The following is a 16,031-nucleotide window of genomic DNA, read 5'->3' on the forward strand; positions in this document are numbered from 1 at the left end:
AAAAAGTTAAATAATATAGAACATGCCACCAACTAGACCAACTAACATCAAAATTAGTACAACCGTTGTTGGCTTAAATTTACGTTTCAACAAGTAGTATGCGAGTAACGTAATTCCTAGTGGCAACAGTCCCAAGATTAATTTATCTAGAATACCTGTTTGAACTTTCAGAACTTCTTTACCAAGATTTATCTTCATAGGCGTCGAAACTTTAACAAATGTTGCAGACAACGCCCCAATGACAATCGGTCCCAAACACTGCGCATAAGTCATGACCGTTGGTAGTAAAGAACCTTTTAGCACCTTGGCAATCCCTTCTTTACCAAGACTGTATCCTTGCATCCATGATAAATACCCGATTCCCCAAATAATGCCTAAATGTAATAGCACAAACAAGATCGGCCCCATAAACACATTACCTTTAGCACCGAAACTAACCGTGAATGAAAGTAAAATAGGAATCAACGTTCCTTGCCACAACGTATCACCAATACCTGCTAAAGGTCCCATCAGTCCAGTTTTCAAACTGTTAATAGTACTACTAGTAATTGGTGCGCCATTAGCCTTTTCTTCTTCCATGGCAATAGTCATTCCCAAAATAGCACCACCAAAATGTGGTTCAGTATTGAAAAATTCCATATGCCGTTGCAAGGCTTCCTTCATCTCATCTTCATCATCGCCATATAAATGTTTTAAGATAGGTGAAAGTGCATGGATAACCCCAGTTGCTTGTAGTCGTTCATAGTTATAGTTCGCGTGAGAGAAGAAAGTCCACCGCCAAAAGGCACGAACAACTTCTTTTTTACTGAGTTTTTTCTCAGGTTGTACAGTGTCGGTTGATTGTTCACTCATGCTCTTTCACTCCCTTTTTTCATGTATAACTTAGTGTAAATATAAGCAATAATTGCAGCAAACACAGCAATTGGTAAAATAGCCATACCTGAATACTCAACAACCATAAAGCCTAAAATGAAGAATACTAATGTACCTTTAGCAGTCATAGCGCGTAAGTTCATTGCAATACCAAGCGCTGGTAACAGGCCACCAATAACAGTTAAAACATGTAGTGGTGTCCCTTTTAATCCACTAATAACATCTTTAACTGGACCTGATCCATAATAAGCGGCTAACATTGCAGGTAATACGGAGAAAATAAACATTGTAATCTGAGGTGGCCAAACATGTAAGAAGTTAATTCGATTAATATTTCCTTCATCAGCAGCAGTATCTGCCATATGAACAAAAGTAATATCGACTGTCATGTGTAAAACCCAAATCATTGTACCAATCAGACTAATTGGCACTGCCAGTGTAATTGCAACAGACGGTGAAACTCCTGATGCCATCCCAAGTGCAGTCCCTAAGGTACCAGCTAAGGCAGTGTCCATCGGAACCGCACCACCAGCACCAATCCATGCCAAGAAAGGCAATTGAATGGCAGCACCATAAATAGTACCTTGAACTGGGTCACCCAGAATCAGGCCAACTAATGCACCATTGACTAACGGTCGCATAATACTATGCGTACCAGCTAAAGATACCCAAGGTGTCCCCATTTGGCCGAGATAATAAACTACCCCGATTAAAAACGCTTGCCAGAGATGAATTGTCATAGTAAGTTCTCCTTTATGTTAATTCAACAGTCCCGCTACATTAGTAGCTTTATCGCTTGGCACAATTTGAACATTTACCACAGTTCCAGCTTCAATAATATTCTTGAATGTTTCACGTTCATCATCTGAAGCTGAGATATTCTTATAGAATTTTGTCCGTCCCTTAGCAGCACCCATACCACCAACAACTAAGTTGGCTAATTTAACACCGCCTTCAATCAAAGCATAGTAAGCTCCCGGTGTTTTGGCCAATAACAATAGTTTGTCATCATTGGCATCATTTTTTAAAAATTCAATCGCATCATTAATGCTAAAAACATCCAATGCGACACCTTCAGGTACCGACATTTCCATAACTGTTTTCAAAAAGTCATCCTTCGCCGTTTCGTCATCAATAATGACAATATGATTGCCACCTGTATATTGAAGCCAAGCAGTCATAACTTGTCCATGAATTAAACGATCATCAATACGTGCTAATACTATTTCTGACATATAAATCACTCCGTTCTATTGTTTGTTCGCAAATTTAGCAAAGAAATCAACAACACCATCAGTACCAGCCTTAAATGAAGAGGCTTTCATTTCATCCAAGCCTAAACCAAGAATACGATCATTGAACGCCTGTATTAACATTGGTAAGTTAACACCCGTAATCAGCTGATATGGAATTCCATCTAGTTTACGTTTTGCCATGGCCGCTTGATTATAGGGACTAGCACCAAATAAATCCGTAAAGACAATAACACCTTCACCATGGTCGACTTTCTCAATCCCAGCAACCAAATGTTCACCAAATTCCGAAATGTCGTCACCATGTTTTAACCCTAAAGTAAACACGTCTTCTTGTTCACCAATAATTAGATTCACTGCATCCATTAACCCATCAGCAAGGGTGCCATGCGTCGCAATTACAATTCCAACCATGTCCTACTCCTATCACAATTTATTTCCACTCGAATTTCAATAATGCTTTATGCCAGCTTTTTTCTTTTAGAATAGTATTGAAAGCAGTTACCATATCTGAAACATTTTCAACTGTCATCTCTTGATCTGGTAACAATTTACGCAATGCTTGTCGATACGCTTCATTTTGGCTCATTTCGTCAATGACTACTTTAAAATCAGCGGGCGTAGAGCGGCTAGTACCATACAAAGTCAAACCCTTCTCAAGAACATCACGTGTGTCGATTGGCACTAAATCTTCAGTAACTCCCATCAATACAAAGCTACCGGTCCGCTTAATCACTTTAATCCCTTCATTGATAGCCGTTGAACTAAAGCGTCCACCTGTGGCTTCAAAAATAACATCAAATTGCTCGCCAGCATTATCGAAGTCATATTCCGTACTCATTTCTTTTTGTGCAAAATCAACTTCATCTAAGCGATCTTTCATAGCTCCAAATACTGTTAGATTTTCTTTACCGATACCATAAATAAAGTGCAATGCTGCAGCTGCCATATACCCCACTGGTCCATCACCAAATAGCGCAACTTTCACATTATCCTTAGATAGGATGTCTTTAACGTGACTAGCAGCGTGGTAACCAATCGTACTAACTTCAGTTAACACCGCGATTTCATCTGGAACATTATCTGGAATCGGAATAACACCACTTTCAGGATGAACTAAATCGCTTTGCGCAATCCCATCGTAACCACTACTCAGAAAAACCGCATCTTGACTATAATTGGCAGGGATTTGGCTTTTTCTTGTTTCTCCGCGTAGAACATATCCTGGAATATTAGGTGCAATGACTACTCTTTGACCAACTTTAAAAGCCGCGCTCTTGCTTTCCTTGACGACGCCAATCCCTTCATGAAGCAACGCCATTGGTAACTTTTTCTTTAAAGCTTCAGGCCGACGTTGACCAGCAAAATACCGATCATCAGCATGGCAAACACTGGCCATAACAGGTTCTATATCGACCCATCCTGGTTTTAAATCATGTTCAATATTTTGAACTTCCATGGTACCTGGTGCGACTAACCGATATGTCTTCGAAGTAACTTTTTTCATTGCATCTATTCCGTTCATGATATGTCCTCCCACAAATGTAATCGTTTATATTTTTGATTCTATCACTTGGTTTTTATTTTGCAATATCTTTTTTTATCTGTTTTTTAGCCTCATAAATAAAAAAGAAAGCAAAAACGTTGATAAAAGCCAAGATAAAACCATATTTTGAACTTTAAATTTTTTTCGAAACACAGCATACCGGCATTTTAATTTGTGTTTTACAAAAAACTTGGCTAGAATTTATTTTAGCTAATACACGCTCCTTTTATTAGCGAACTAACATATAGAAAGACGTGAGAATGCTATGGGTCCGTATGAACGAAGAGATGCCATTTTAGCAGAAATAAAGGCTAACCATTCGGTAAGGGTTGCTCAACTTAGTGATGAGTTTGGTGTAACTAGAGAAACCATTCGCCAAGACTTATATTACCTCGATGAACAAGGCGCTATTCGGAAGGTTCACGGTGGTGCAGTTGATCGCACTGTTTTAGAAGATGAATATGAAAAGCGGGCTACGCAACATCGAAAAGAAAAAATGAGTATTGCTAAAAAAGCCTTAAAGCATATTCAAAAAGGCATGACTATCTTTATTGACTATGGCACTACTAACTTCTTTATTGCCAAGGCTCTTAGTCAAAGTGACTTAGAACCGATTACAGTAGTGACAGATTCATTGCCAGTAGCTGCTACGTTAGCATCATCACCGGGAAAAGATGTTATTTTGTTGGGAGGCGACTTGAGAAAAACTGAGCGTTCTTTATCAGGTGGCCTTACTTTACAGGCTGTTGACGGCATTTATATGGATGTTGGTTTTTTTGGCTGTGGTGGAATTTCACTAAACTCTGGCATAACTAACCATGACTTTAGTGAAGTTACGGTCTCAAAGAAAAGTATGTCGCATTGTCAAGAAACAGTCTTAGTCGCTGATAATTCAAAGTTCAACCTCACAACAACTTATAAGACAGCCGATTTTGACGACATCGATATTCTAATAACCGACTACCAACTATCTGAAGATTTTGATAAAGTTTGCCAGATACACAACATTGAGGTAGACAATTAACAATCGATAAGCTGATTGTGATTGTTGTAACTATCTTTCCTTCAAAAGAAAGTCTGCCGCTTCTTTTTTAAGAAATAATCTGTCTCACAAAATAAAAGCGGCTCAATTCAAAAAAGAGAATTGAGCCGCTTTGCTTATTAAAAAAATTATACATAAACACCATCATAAATAATGGCACTAATAATCCCGACAATTATTTGCGTTTTTCTGTTTTACGTACACATTTTGAATAATTGGTAAACTTAAACATCAAGTTTCACTGCCATGACTCTCACAATTAGTATTTCCAAATTAGCCTAATCGTTAATAATTCATCTCGATACCAACGTAAGTCAACGCTATCATCAACGCGTACATGAAATTGATCAACTATCGGTTGTGGAATGACATATGGATATGGCATCCCACTCGGATCCGTAATCGTAGTTGAACTATTGTGGGTTACAACAAGTCTCCCTGCTAAACCCAGTATGTCGCCATTTTCGACAGTTGCTCGACTTAGCGTCACTAAGTCAGTTTCAATCGGAACCTGATTGACTTTTTTGACTGCACTAACGTGTTTGGCATCATCGATGACTGCTGTGACGACATCACCACCAACTAGACCACTTTGTCGGATATCCTTTTCCGTCAGTGTGCCCTTTTTCAGTTCTATACTTCCTCGTTCTTCAACTAAGTCTACACCACCATCAATTCGTGGCCATAATGTATAATGATTCCCCGAAACAACTGACTGCGGTTCAGCTTGGCCATCACACCCCACAACTTTGGCCGTTAAGCTCGAATCTGATAACTGTAATCCATAGGTTAATGCCGTTGTTAACTTGGTTACATCAAATGCAACCTGTTGATCAACTATCTTACTTTGAGCCTCAGTCAATAGGCGTGTAAAATGCTGCCATTGCTGAAATGTGGCTAAATCAACCTGAACGGTTCCTTTTGGTTTGGGCATAATTGGTTTAGACATGATTAACCCCACTTTCTATAAAAAATGATATAACATCATTTTAGCATTTTATTTAAAAACAAAAAAAGTGTACGGATATGACTCAACTAATATCCGTACACTTACTAGATTACAGGCTTAAATGATGGCTTGGAACATCTCAGCCAACTTAATAAATATCCAGCCAACCCAAGTGGTTGCTGATCCCACAATGTTTGTAATAGCGGTAAAGCCTTTAACTGAACTAATGTGACTCATCACGGCTGCTTGCGTATATTCAGGCGCAATCGCTGTCCCGGCATAAAAGACTACCGTTACAATTAAAATCCCAGCAATTAACATTCTAAACATATTACGCTTGCAGAATGGCGCAACTAAAGCAAATAGGAACATTAGCGATGCTAAATCGGCAAACGGCAAAACTTTATTTCCTGGTAAGACAAAGGCTAGGATAATTGCAAATGGTAATAATAAGAGCCCAGTTGCCAAAACCGATGGATCATCAATCAATAAAGCAGTATCCATACCAATAAAGAATTTGCGCTTTGGGAACCATTCCTTTAATTGTGCATCGACTCGATCACGAACCATCACCAATCCGGAAACCAACACGTCGACCATAATTGGCAGTAAATACATCGCCGCCGCAATATTAATGGCTAAGGTCACAACTTTACTTGGATCATACCCAGCTAAAATTCCAAGGACAACCCCAATAATCGCACCAAACGAAATAGGTTCTCCCAAGGTACCCAAACGTTTATTAACGGCTTCTGGTTGTAAATTTATTTTATTTAATCCTGGAATCTTTTCAATAATCCAATCCGTAAAAATTCCAAATGGAATCCAAGCAACACAAGTTAAATGCGGAAATGAAATCCCTTTCAAATCCTTGTTTGGAAATTGTTTCTGGATAATTGGTTGTGTTAAGTCTGCCACAATCAATGTCAACGCATAAATTATCCAAGTTGCGATAATTGCAATCCAGAAATTCTTTGTTCCTGCATAAATACTAGCGCCAAGTAATAAGAAAATCCAAAAATTAAAAATATCAATATCAACAGTTTTAGTTATATTTAATACTAAAAGAATCGCATTAATTATTAGAAACCCGACAACTGTAATCGGCATAATTGGTGATCCCCAGCCGATTGTAGAAGCTGTTGCCCAACCAACATCAGTTACGGTTAAATGTAAGCCCAGTCGCGCTACCATTGCTTTTGATGCCGGTCCTAAAGCATTCAATAATAAGTTAATTACCATTGAAACACCGGTAAACCCTACCCCGACCAGCATCCCAGCTTTAAATGCTTTGGCCGGCTTCATCTTAAAGATCAAGCCAACTACGAAGAAGATGATCGGCATCATTACACTGGCACCTAAAGAAATAATACTATTAATTACTGCCATCTATACTCACATCTTTCTATCCTTCAAGGCTTTGTAAGAAACGACTTGCAAATAATTTAGGTGTGTTTTTGAACGCATCTGCTGTAGAACCGGCTAAATGCGATGTCAATGTCACATTGTCCAATGCCAAAAATGGACTATCTTTTGGTAATGGTTCATCATCAAAAGTATCAACTGCAGCGCCAGCAATTTGATGTTGTTGCAACGCTGCAATTAAGGCGGCTTCATCAACTAATGCTGAACGTGCAGAGTTAATGAAATAAGTGTCTGAACCCATCAATTCAAACATATGCGTATCAATGATATGGTGTGTCTCTTCGGTTGCTCGCATATGGATTGTGATTACATCAGCTCGTTGTACTAATTTTTCCAACTGATCAATTTTTTCAAATCCTTCTACTGAATCGACATATGGGTCATAGAAAATAACGTTCGCATCCATCCCTTTCATAAATTGACCTACTAACTGGCCAATATGACCAAAACCAATTATCCCAATGGTTTTGCCACCAACTTCAGGAATATTATCTTTGTTAGGAAAATCTTTCAACCAAATATCTTTGTGCATTGCTGCCGAAGTTCGCGCAATGTTCCGTGTTTCAGAAAGAATCAGCCCAACCGTAAATTCTGCAACCGCACGTGCATTTCGCCCGGCAGTATTCATCACTTTAATGCCTTTGCTTTCAGCATATTCACGATCAACATTTTCAATACCACCACGTAAGACACCGATATATTTAAGATTCTTAGCTTGATCGATTAGCTTTCTTCCAATTGGTGTAAATTGGGTAATAATAACATCAAATTTATCAATATCTTCAAGTAGCGCTGAATCAGTGACCTCAACGGCATTAGCCCCTTGTTGTTCGACTAAAATATTATCATTTTGAAGTGACTCAACTGATTCATGGCTCCAATCACGTACTGTAACGTCAAAACCATGCTTTTTCAGGCCGGTTAATCCATTTTCCAACATCGCTGGTGTAATCAAATTATCCCCAAATGCTAAAACTTTCATGATGAACGCTTCCTTTTCTAAAATTTAAAGTTAGTGCATTAACATCCCACCGGTAACATCAACTGTTGCACCGGTCATGTACGAATACACATCAGACGCGAATAATGTTCCCATCTTAGCGACTTCTTCAGGTTCAACAACACGCCCCATTGGAATCCGATTGACATAATAGTTAGGATCCTTATCCAAATTAGCCTGGATCATCCGAGTATGCATGATTCCAATGCACAAATTAATCACATTAATACCATTTTGAGCTTGTTCACGGGCTAGCGAAGCTGCAAATGCAATCAATCCTGCTTTTGAAGCAGCATAGTGTGAATGCCCAGTAGTTGACCCATAATAAGCTGCTTGACTCGTAACATTAATAATATGGCCACCATGTTTCATCGTATTAGCATCGCGGACAAATTCTTGACATAAAATAAACGGTGCCCGCAAGTTAGTTTCTAATTGTCGATCCCAATCTTTAACTTTAATTTCATCTACATGACCAGTCAGCCAAACCCCTGCATTATTCACTAAAATATCAATTTGTGCTAATTTTTCTTTGGCTTGCTTAAAGAAATCCCTGCAACCAGTTTCCTGTGATAAGTCGGCTTGAATACCGTAGGCCTTTACATTAGTTTCAGCTGCGACTAGTTTTTCGGTTTCTTCTGGATGTTCACTTTCGCTATAGTAAGTAAATGCAACATGCACACCTTCCTTAGCTAACGCCAATACGAATTGTTTACCTAAACCAGTCGCACCGCCTGTAACAATGGCATTTTTACCTTTTAACCCTAATTCCATAACAATTCCTCCATCTATGTTCTGATTTAAACTAATTCAGTATCTTCTAAAGTTTCCCAAGCACCTTGCATGTGTTGTAATTCTTTTTTATATAAAGCATATTTTTGTTGATAAATCTTGGCATTATCAGGATTAGGTTGTACCGTTCGTGAAATCTTGACCATCTTATCAGCAGCCGTTGCAAAATCCGGGTAAACACCTGACATTACCGCAGCAGCCATCGAAGTCCCTAAGGCACCATTTTCAGATACATCAACTAACTCCAGTGGTCGTTGGAAAACATCTGCAAAGATCTGCAACCAAATCTCACTATTAGTAATTCCGCCAGCGATTCGGATAGGACCATCAATATTTGGATTAATGTTATCCAGCTTTTCACAATGTGCCATATGTGCGAAGACAACACCTTCATAAACAGCTCGAACAAATTCAGCCAAACTTGTCCCTTTGGTTGCACCAACAAATCCAGCAGTCGCATTTGCGACACCAGCATTTGAGCCAAAAATGAATGGGAAAAAGATTAATTTACTATCAGCCGGTTCAACCTCATTTACTAAGCCGGAACAATAATCATAAATGGAGACTTGGTTACCCTCTTTTTTTAGTCGTGCTTTAACTGGTTTCATAAACGTGTTAATAAACCACGTTAAATTACTCCCAGAGGTTGGACTAGCTTCTGTAATAAGGTGATAACCATCAATTGGATAATCCGAAGTCATAAACAAGTCTTTAATGACTTTGATTTCTTTACTGATATACTGATTAATACTCCAAGTCCCAGTAACAATTGATAAATTATTTCCTGCTACCAGACCAGTCGACAAGGCACTAGCTGTAATATCAAATAATCCGCCCGCAACTGGCGTTCCTGCTGCTAATCCCGTTTCTTTGGCCACTTCATCCGTAATTTGACCACATTCCTTATCGGACTTAACCAACTTAGGCATCTTCTTCAACCAGTGGTCAATACCAAAGAAATCAAATACTTGTTCATCATAATCTTCAGTATGTTGATTAATCATTGACGTTCCAGACGCGTTTGATAGTTCAAATCCAGCCTGACCAGTCAACCAGTAGCGAACTAAATCAGTAATCATAAAAACATACTCAGTTTGATCATAAACATCTGGCTCATTTTCATCTAGCCACTTCAACAATGATACCGGTTGTGATGACCAAACCGTTTGAAAGGTTCGTGGACGCACAATCGTTTCATACGCAGGATCTGCTAACCATTTATCAACGATTTTATGGGCACGATTATCGGTTGAAATAATTCCATTACGTACTACACTGCCATTGTGACCCATTAGATACAGGCCATTACCATGGCCGGTACACGAAATACCAACAATGTCACGGGGATCGATAGCCGCTTTTTTTAGCGCCCCACGAATCGCCTCATAGTTAACTTGCTTTAGTTCGTTCATATCCCGCTCAGTCCAATACTGATGCGGTGTTAACATTTGTGTATAAGTTGTATGTTTTGCAACTTCATTCCCATTAATATCGTAAATGGCCGCTTTACTCGAAGTCCCACCATTATCAATTCCCATTAGATACTTTGCCATGAGCAAGCCTTCCTTTCCAAACTTACTGCCATAAGTCCACCTCGCTCGTTGTAACACCTGAGATTCCTACATCAAAGATATCTTGAATCATCGCGCTATCTCTGATAAACCCACCTGCAATATAATTATGCCTATCAGTCATCTTGCTTAACCGATCAATCTCATGTATGCCACACTCAGCGGGCAAAAATTCAATAGCATCGAAGTGATTATTCCTCAAAATATTGGCTGTACGTTTTAACGAACGAGAATCAATCATAAATAGTCGGTAAACAACTGTCAGATTTAATTCATTGGCAATTCGAGCTGCAGTAACATTAGTCGTAAAAATACCATCCAAGTGATACATCCGTTTCAACAACTGCATGCCAGTAACATCTGGTTTAAAACCACCAATTAACTCTAAGTCGGCAAAAACAAGTTTTCCTCTTTTATGCACGAATTCGACTTGTGACATTAAATTACCAATATTGGTTTCACTTAGAAAAACTAACGGCGACTTGGTCCGACAAGCTCTACTCAAATACTTAATGTTTCTAACCGACGGAATTACAACTGAATCTAATTGCATATCAATTACCTCAACAATATTTTTGTCTGAAAGTCTAAGGACTTCTCAGCTATTCCAGTGTACGCAACTTAGACGTTACTAGTGTTCAGACTTAACATTGTTGTAAATCTTAAGGGCTTCATCAACGCTTTTATCATCATGGATAATGGCTGATAATGCGGCGACTTTACCAACTGGGTTAGGATCTTGTGTAATATTTCGACCACAGGCAATCCCTTTAACACCAGCGTCCATTAAGTTACGGACAAACTTGAAATATTCCTCATTACTAGTCTTAGGACCACCTAAAGCAACAACTGGACGATGAGTGTTTTCAACAATCTTCTTATCCGTTTCAACATCGCCTGTCATCCGTGTTTTAATTACATCGGCACCATATTCCGCACCTAAACGAGCCGCGGTTCGAACATTCATTGGATTCCCAGATTCTTCGCTTAAAACTGGATAACTGTATGGCAACGTTTCAGCTAAAACTGGAACATTCCAAGTTTCACCCTGTTGTGCTAAGTGCGTTAACATTTTGTGTGAGAATTCTTCCCGGCCTTTAGCACCAGGGAAAGTCATGCAAACAACACCATCAGCACCTAATTTCAATGCATCTGTCACATCAAAGAACTGAGCGGTTTCAGGCACATTGCCATCAAACACATTGACCGAACCATCCACCCGCAGAACTGTGGGGACATCGATTAAATCTTCTTCAAACATTTGAGCTTGTCCATACGTGACTAAAGCTGCATTCAAACCATATTTGAGTAAGTTCTTGACATTCTTCACACTGAAGTCAACACCATCAGTATTCTTCGAAAAACCAAACCCATCTAACGCCACAATAATTGTCTTACCGTCTTTACCAAATAACTTCGCCATCCGTTTTTGCTTATCCATATCAAAATCCTCCTAAAATTTTGTACAAAAAAATAAAGAATGCCTTAGAAATTAATGCAGCGTTCTGCTAAACATCAATTTCCAAAGCATTCTTTATTTCTTGCTTTGTTGCTTTATTTACTTTTTAACAATGCCAATGTACAACATAATGTAAGCGTTGTCAACATTTGGTTTTAAGCTTAATTTCAGTTGGATTCACAGCCAATCCGCTGTCATATCAGCATCTACGAACAACAAAATCAAGAAGTTTAGAAAACTAAACTTTTTGATTTTGTTCATTTTTGTCACAACTTACATACTAGTTTTGCCTTGCTTCAAACCTATCGAGCTTAAAATTCATTGATAACCAAGTTAAATATTAATCAATACTCTTATCAATAATCGACCGCAAGACCCGCTCCCGCAAAGCCACCGCATCGACTTGATTACGTTGTTCATAACCTTGCGTTAAAACATCACCGATATACAATTGTGAAATCCGTCCTGCCACTGAACCACCATTCAAAAACTCTTCAATTGCAGTTTGCAAGACCACATCGCCAAGCTTAGCCACTGGACTATTTAAGTTATTCGTAATCGCTAAGATTTTGGCCCCATTGTCCTTCGCAATCTTCAACGAATCATAAGTATCCTTTGTCCGTCCAGTTAATGATAACCCAACAACCAAGTCATTTGGCCCTAGCAACGACGCAATCTGCGCTTGAATATGCGGATCGCCAACTGGCGTTGATTGCACCCCAACGCGTAACAAAATCGACGCAAACGACTCACCGGATTGCGCACTCCCACCAACACCGAACAGATACACTTTTCCCGCCTGACTCAATAAGTCAATCGCTTGATCTAACTTAGCTGGATCAATCAACTTCGCGGTCGCCGTTAAGGCTTCTTGCAAATGCAAGCTAATATCATCATAGTAATCAGCCGGCCGAGTTTGTTCTTGTTTGGTAAAGTCTTCTTTTGCAATTTCAATTTTAAAATCAGAAAAGCCATTATAACCGAGTTTTTGGCAGAAACGAATAATCGTCGCATCGCCAACTTTGGTGGCGGCTTTAATATCACTCATCGTTGCATACATGAGTTGGCTGCCAACTTTGAGCACGTAATCTGCGACCTTCTTTTCCGAACGCGTTAAGGTCGGATAATGTTCTTGTATCAAGTAATCATAGCGCATTCCCGTCACCATCCTTCTGCTCATTATTATACGCTAATCTAGCTGATTATAGTTTTGGATTATTTCTCCGTTATTTCTGGAGAAAGCCTTTACATTATCCAAAATAGCTGGTATATTACTCGTGGAGTTAAAATCCGAAACTTATATTTTTGGAGGATTATGGATAATGAATCAAACAACTTTTTTAAATCAAATCAAAAACGGCCTCATTATTTCTTGCCAAGCTTTACCAGGTGAACCTTTATACACCGAAGCTGGCGGCATTATGCCGTTAATGGCTAAAGCAGCAGCGCAAGCTGGCGCCGTTGGCATTCGTGCTAACTCAGTCCGCGATATTAAAGAAATTCAAGCCGCGGTCGATTTACCCATTATTGGGATCATCAAAAAAGAATACTTGCCTGAAAAACCATTCATTACGGCTACGATGACCGAAATTGATCAATTAGTCGCTACCGGTGTTGATGTCATTGCCTTTGACTGTACCATGCGTAAGCGCCATGACGGCTTAACAATCAACGAATTCATCGCTCAAGTCAAAGCCAAGTATCCTGATCAATTATTTATGGCAGATACGTCTAACTTTGATGAAGGCTTAAACGCTTGGCATCATGGGATCGACTTTGTCGGCACAACTTTAAGCGGTTACACGGCAGAAAGTCAACCACATAATGGCCCTGATATCGAGTTGATCAAGCGATTAGTCGACAACGGCGTTACGGTCATTGCCGAAGGGCGCATCCATAGTCCCGAACAAGCCCGCCAAGTCCAAGACTTAGGTGTCGCTGGCATGGTCGTCGGCGGGGCAATTACCCGTCCATTAGAAATAGCAACACGTTTTATTGATGCACTTAAATAATTAACTTCTTTAGGAGGAAAGTAAGTTATGTTTAAACAATTTTCAAAGCTTGGCCGGGCCTTTATGCTGCCGATTGCGATTTTGCCGGCCGCAGGGCTATTACTCGGTTTAGGGGGCGCTTTAACCAATAAAAGTGCCTTATCCGCTTATCCATTTTTAGATATCGGTTGGTTGCAGACCATTTTGAAGATTATGAACTTCGCTGGGAATGCGGTCTTTGCCAACATCGCCTTGATTTTCACCATTGGGATCGCCGTTGGCCTAGCTAAAGGCGATAAAGGGACCGCTGGGTTATCTGGTGCGGTTGCTTACTTAGTTTATACCGCAACGATCAGTGGGCTATTGCAATTATTTTCAGCTAAAGATGCCACGATCGGCACCGGGGTTTTAGGCTCAATCGTTGTTGGGGGCGTGGTCGCATTCTTACACAATCGCTATCGCAAGATTGAACTGCCACAATTTTTAGGGTTCTTTGGGGGCTCTCGCTTTATCCCGATCGTCTCTTCATTTGCAGCCATTATTTTAGGCGCGATCTTCTATATGATCTGGCCACCAATTCAAGGTTGGTTAGTAATTGCCGGTAAAGAAATTGCAACGCTTGGTAGCTTTGGGACTTTCTTGTATGGCTTCTTGCTCCGCTTATTAGGGGCCGTTGGGTTACATCACACGATTTATCCGATGTTTTGGTACACGTCACTTGGTGGGACTGAAGTGGTTGCTGGGCATACCATTCAAGGGGCTCAAAATATTTTCTTTGCTCAATTAGCTGACCCCAATCATACTGGGTTATTCACTTACGGAACCCGCTTCTTTGCTGGCCGTTTTGCCACGATGATGTTTGGCTTACCAGCCGCTGCTTTTGCGATGTATCGGGCCATTCCTAAAAAGAATCGCCAAAAGAACGGTGGGTTGTACTTTAGTGGCGCCTTAACCTCATTTTTAACCGGGATTACCGAACCACTTGAATATACCTTCTTATTCGTTGCGCCTTGGTTATATGTGATCCATGCCTTTCTCGATGGCTGTTCCTTCTTTGTAGCCGATATTTTAAATATTCGGATTGGGAATTCATTCTCCGGTGGTCTAATTGACTTTCTCTTGTTTGGGGTCTTGCAAGGTCAAGATAAGACCCACTGGATGTACGTGATTCCTTATGGTTTGGCCTGGGCCGTGATCTACTACGTAGTCTTTACCTTCTGCTTGAAGAAATTTAAAGTTGCGATTCCAGGGATGTTAGATGATGACGTTGACTTACCAGTGGCTGATAACAGTGATGCTGGTAGTGATTTAAATAGTCAATCCCATGCCATTATCGACGCTTTAGGTGGTGCGACTAACATCGAATCTATTGAAGCCTGCGCCACCCGACTACGGATTTCGGTTAAAGACAGTCAAATCGTTGATAAAGACCGTATCAAAGGCCTCGGTGCAACGGCCGTTCTCGAAATGAGCGGTGGCATTCAAGCCGTCTTCGGTGGTAAAGCCGATTTATACAGTCAAGAAATCAATCAAATTTTAGGCACTGACTAGGAGGTCATTCGATGTTTGGATTTTTAAAGAAGCAAGCCGCACCGACTTTACAAGCACCAGTCGACGGTCAAGTTGTTGACTTAACGACAGTTAATGATCAAGTGTTTGCCCAAAAGTTAATGGGTGAAGGCTTCGGGGTACAACCAGCTAATGGCCAAATCTACGCTCCGGCTAGTGGGACGATCACCAATGTGTTTAAGACCAAGCATGCGATTGGCCTAACCACTGCCGATGGGCTAGAATTACTCATTCATATTGGTTTAGACACGGTGGAATTAGACGGTCAGCCCTTTACCATGCATGTAAAAGAAGCCGACCAAGTTACCCCAGAAACGTTGTTAGCTGACGCTGATTTAGCTCAAATCAAAGCTGCGGATAAAGAGCCTGTCGTGTTAACTTTAATCACCAATTCCGCCACTAATCTTGCTGGACTCACCCCGATTAAGACACAATCTGTCCAACACGGTGACGTTGTGACCACCCTAACCTTAAAGTAAACGATCCACGAAACTGGCCGCCAATTGGCGGCCAGTTTTTTTAATTGTCCACAATTAAATAAGATTGACGTCGTGTGGCAAC

General features: G+C 40.1%; 17 protein-coding genes. 4 read left to right on the forward strand and 13 right to left on the reverse strand.

The features are described 5' to 3' along the window. Window positions 1-6: 6 nt before the first annotated feature. Genes FFM75_RS09510 through FFM75_RS09530 form a run of 5 tightly spaced genes read right to left on the reverse strand, consistent with a single transcriptional unit; the run spans window position 7 to window position 3,654 of the window. The gene (locus tag FFM75_RS09510) at window positions 7-852 is read right to left on the reverse strand and encodes a PTS system mannose/fructose/sorbose family transporter subunit IID (RefSeq protein WP_137628940.1); all 846 of its coding nucleotides are present in this window, start codon (window positions 850-852) and stop codon (window positions 7-9) included. After that, on the reverse strand, window positions 849-1,613 hold the full coding sequence (locus FFM75_RS09515; RefSeq protein ID WP_137628941.1) for a PTS mannose/fructose/sorbose/N-acetylgalactosamine transporter subunit IIC: 765 nt from the start codon (window positions 1,611-1,613) through the stop codon (window positions 849-851). The genes FFM75_RS09510 and FFM75_RS09515 overlap by 4 nt, the downstream gene beginning before the upstream one ends. Before the next feature lie 18 nt (window positions 1,614-1,631). Beyond that, on the reverse strand, window positions 1,632-2,108 hold the full coding sequence (locus tag FFM75_RS09520; RefSeq protein WP_137628942.1) for a PTS sugar transporter subunit IIB: 477 nt from the start codon (window positions 2,106-2,108) through the stop codon (window positions 1,632-1,634). Window positions 2,109-2,123: 15 nt separating this feature from the next. Further along, a complete protein-coding gene (locus FFM75_RS09525) occupies window positions 2,124-2,540 on the reverse strand; it encodes a PTS sugar transporter subunit IIA (protein WP_137628943.1) in 417 nt (138 codons plus the stop codon). A 19-nt stretch (window positions 2,541-2,559) separates the two neighbouring features. Continuing rightward, window positions 2,560-3,654: an alcohol dehydrogenase catalytic domain-containing protein gene (locus tag FFM75_RS09530; RefSeq protein WP_379832154.1), complete on the reverse strand. Its 1,095-nt coding sequence runs from the start codon at window positions 3,652-3,654 to the stop codon at window positions 2,560-2,562. Window positions 3,655-3,937: 283 nt separating this feature from the next. Here FFM75_RS09530 and FFM75_RS09535 point away from each other — a divergent pair, with 283 nt between their 5' ends. Beyond that, complete coding sequence (locus FFM75_RS09535; RefSeq protein ID WP_137628945.1) at window positions 3,938-4,696, forward strand: DeoR/GlpR family DNA-binding transcription regulator; 759 nt, start codon at window positions 3,938-3,940, stop codon at window positions 4,694-4,696. A gap of 277 nt (window positions 4,697-4,973) precedes the next feature. Here FFM75_RS09535 and FFM75_RS09540 read toward each other — a convergent pair whose 3' ends face one another. The 8 genes from FFM75_RS09540 to FFM75_RS09575 form a co-directional block, all read right to left on the reverse strand. Further along, a complete protein-coding gene (locus tag FFM75_RS09540; protein ID WP_137628946.1) occupies window positions 4,974-5,663 on the reverse strand; it encodes a hypothetical protein in 690 nt (229 codons plus the stop codon). 117 nt (window positions 5,664-5,780) lie between these two features. Then, the gene (locus FFM75_RS09545) at window positions 5,781-7,052 is read right to left on the reverse strand and encodes a PTS galactitol transporter subunit IIC (protein ID WP_137628947.1); all 1,272 of its coding nucleotides are present in this window, start codon (window positions 7,050-7,052) and stop codon (window positions 5,781-5,783) included. Window positions 7,053-7,068: 16 nt separating this feature from the next. Further along, complete coding sequence (locus FFM75_RS09550) at window positions 7,069-8,070, reverse strand: 2-hydroxyacid dehydrogenase (RefSeq protein WP_137628948.1); 1,002 nt, start codon at window positions 8,068-8,070, stop codon at window positions 7,069-7,071. Between the two features lie 30 nt (window positions 8,071-8,100). Beyond that, the gene (locus FFM75_RS09555; protein ID WP_137628949.1) at window positions 8,101-8,862 is read right to left on the reverse strand and encodes an SDR family NAD(P)-dependent oxidoreductase; all 762 of its coding nucleotides are present in this window, start codon (window positions 8,860-8,862) and stop codon (window positions 8,101-8,103) included. 26 nt (window positions 8,863-8,888) lie between these two features. Continuing rightward, window positions 8,889-10,433, reverse strand: coding sequence for an FGGY-family carbohydrate kinase (locus FFM75_RS09560; protein WP_137628950.1), 1,545 nt, complete (start codon window positions 10,431-10,433; stop codon window positions 8,889-8,891). A gap of 22 nt (window positions 10,434-10,455) precedes the next feature. Beyond that, window positions 10,456-11,004, reverse strand: coding sequence for a glycerol-3-phosphate responsive antiterminator (locus FFM75_RS09565; protein WP_137628951.1), 549 nt, complete (start codon window positions 11,002-11,004; stop codon window positions 10,456-10,458). A gap of 78 nt (window positions 11,005-11,082) precedes the next feature. Next, entirely contained in the window at window positions 11,083-11,892 is an 810-nt protein-coding gene (locus tag FFM75_RS09570) for a class I fructose-bisphosphate aldolase (RefSeq protein ID WP_137628952.1), read from the reverse strand. Window positions 11,893-12,250: 358 nt separating this feature from the next. Then, window positions 12,251-13,066, reverse strand: coding sequence for a MurR/RpiR family transcriptional regulator (locus FFM75_RS09575; protein WP_137628953.1), 816 nt, complete (start codon window positions 13,064-13,066; stop codon window positions 12,251-12,253). Window positions 13,067-13,232: 166 nt separating this feature from the next. On the opposite strand from FFM75_RS09575, the gene FFM75_RS09580 reads away from it, so the two are divergent. From FFM75_RS09580 to FFM75_RS09590, 3 genes are read left to right on the forward strand one after another with little or no spacing between them, the layout of a single operon-like run. Further along, complete coding sequence (locus tag FFM75_RS09580; protein WP_137628954.1) at window positions 13,233-13,922, forward strand: N-acetylmannosamine-6-phosphate 2-epimerase; 690 nt, start codon at window positions 13,233-13,235, stop codon at window positions 13,920-13,922. A gap of 27 nt (window positions 13,923-13,949) precedes the next feature. Then, window positions 13,950-15,452: a PTS transporter subunit EIIC gene (locus tag FFM75_RS09585; protein WP_137628955.1), complete on the forward strand. Its 1,503-nt coding sequence runs from the start codon at window positions 13,950-13,952 to the stop codon at window positions 15,450-15,452. 11 nt (window positions 15,453-15,463) lie between these two features. Beyond that, window positions 15,464-15,949, forward strand: coding sequence for a PTS sugar transporter subunit IIA (locus FFM75_RS09590; protein WP_137628956.1), 486 nt, complete (start codon window positions 15,464-15,466; stop codon window positions 15,947-15,949). The last annotated feature ends 82 nt before the right edge of the window (window positions 15,950-16,031 follow it).

The organism is Lactiplantibacillus daowaiensis (genome assembly GCF_005405085.1).
Taxonomy (GTDB): domain Bacteria; phylum Bacillota; class Bacilli; order Lactobacillales; family Lactobacillaceae; genus Lactiplantibacillus; species Lactiplantibacillus daowaiensis.

Bases quoted from the DNA above. Each gene is read 5' to 3' on its own strand.
- FFM75_RS09590 (WP_137628956.1), top strand. From the start codon at position 15,464: ATGTTTGGATTTTTAAAGAAGCAAGCCGCACCGACTTTACAAGCACCA.
- FFM75_RS09520 (WP_137628942.1), bottom strand. From the start codon at position 2,108: ATGTCAGAAATAGTATTAGCACGTATTGATGATCGTTTAATTCATGGA.
- FFM75_RS09550 (WP_137628948.1), bottom strand. From the start codon at position 8,070: ATGAAAGTTTTAGCATTTGGGGATAATTTGATTACACCAGCGATGTTG.
- FFM75_RS09540 (WP_137628946.1), bottom strand. From the start codon at position 5,663: ATGTCTAAACCAATTATGCCCAAACCAAAAGGAACCGTTCAGGTTGAT.
- FFM75_RS09565 (WP_137628951.1), bottom strand. From the start codon at position 11,004: ATGCAATTAGATTCAGTTGTAATTCCGTCGGTTAGAAACATTAAGTAT.
- FFM75_RS09545 (WP_137628947.1), bottom strand. From the start codon at position 7,052: ATGGCAGTAATTAATAGTATTATTTCTTTAGGTGCCAGTGTAATGATG.
- FFM75_RS09515 (WP_137628941.1), bottom strand. From the start codon at position 1,613: ATGACAATTCATCTCTGGCAAGCGTTTTTAATCGGGGTAGTTTATTAT.
- FFM75_RS09555 (WP_137628949.1), bottom strand. From the start codon at position 8,862: ATGGAATTAGGGTTAAAAGGTAAAAATGCCATTGTTACAGGCGGTGCG.
- FFM75_RS09580 (WP_137628954.1), top strand. From the start codon at position 13,233: ATGAATCAAACAACTTTTTTAAATCAAATCAAAAACGGCCTCATTATT.
- FFM75_RS09575 (WP_137628953.1), bottom strand. From the start codon at position 13,066: ATGCGCTATGATTACTTGATACAAGAACATTATCCGACCTTAACGCGT.
- FFM75_RS09525 (WP_137628943.1), bottom strand. From the start codon at position 2,540: ATGGTTGGAATTGTAATTGCGACGCATGGCACCCTTGCTGATGGGTTA.
- FFM75_RS09535 (WP_137628945.1), top strand. From the start codon at position 3,938: ATGGGTCCGTATGAACGAAGAGATGCCATTTTAGCAGAAATAAAGGCT.
- FFM75_RS09585 (WP_137628955.1), top strand. From the start codon at position 13,950: ATGTTTAAACAATTTTCAAAGCTTGGCCGGGCCTTTATGCTGCCGATT.
- FFM75_RS09510 (WP_137628940.1), bottom strand. From the start codon at position 852: ATGAGTGAACAATCAACCGACACTGTACAACCTGAGAAAAAACTCAGT.
- FFM75_RS09560 (WP_137628950.1), bottom strand. From the start codon at position 10,433: ATGGCAAAGTATCTAATGGGAATTGATAATGGTGGGACTTCGAGTAAA.
- FFM75_RS09570 (WP_137628952.1), bottom strand. From the start codon at position 11,892: ATGGATAAGCAAAAACGGATGGCGAAGTTATTTGGTAAAGACGGTAAG.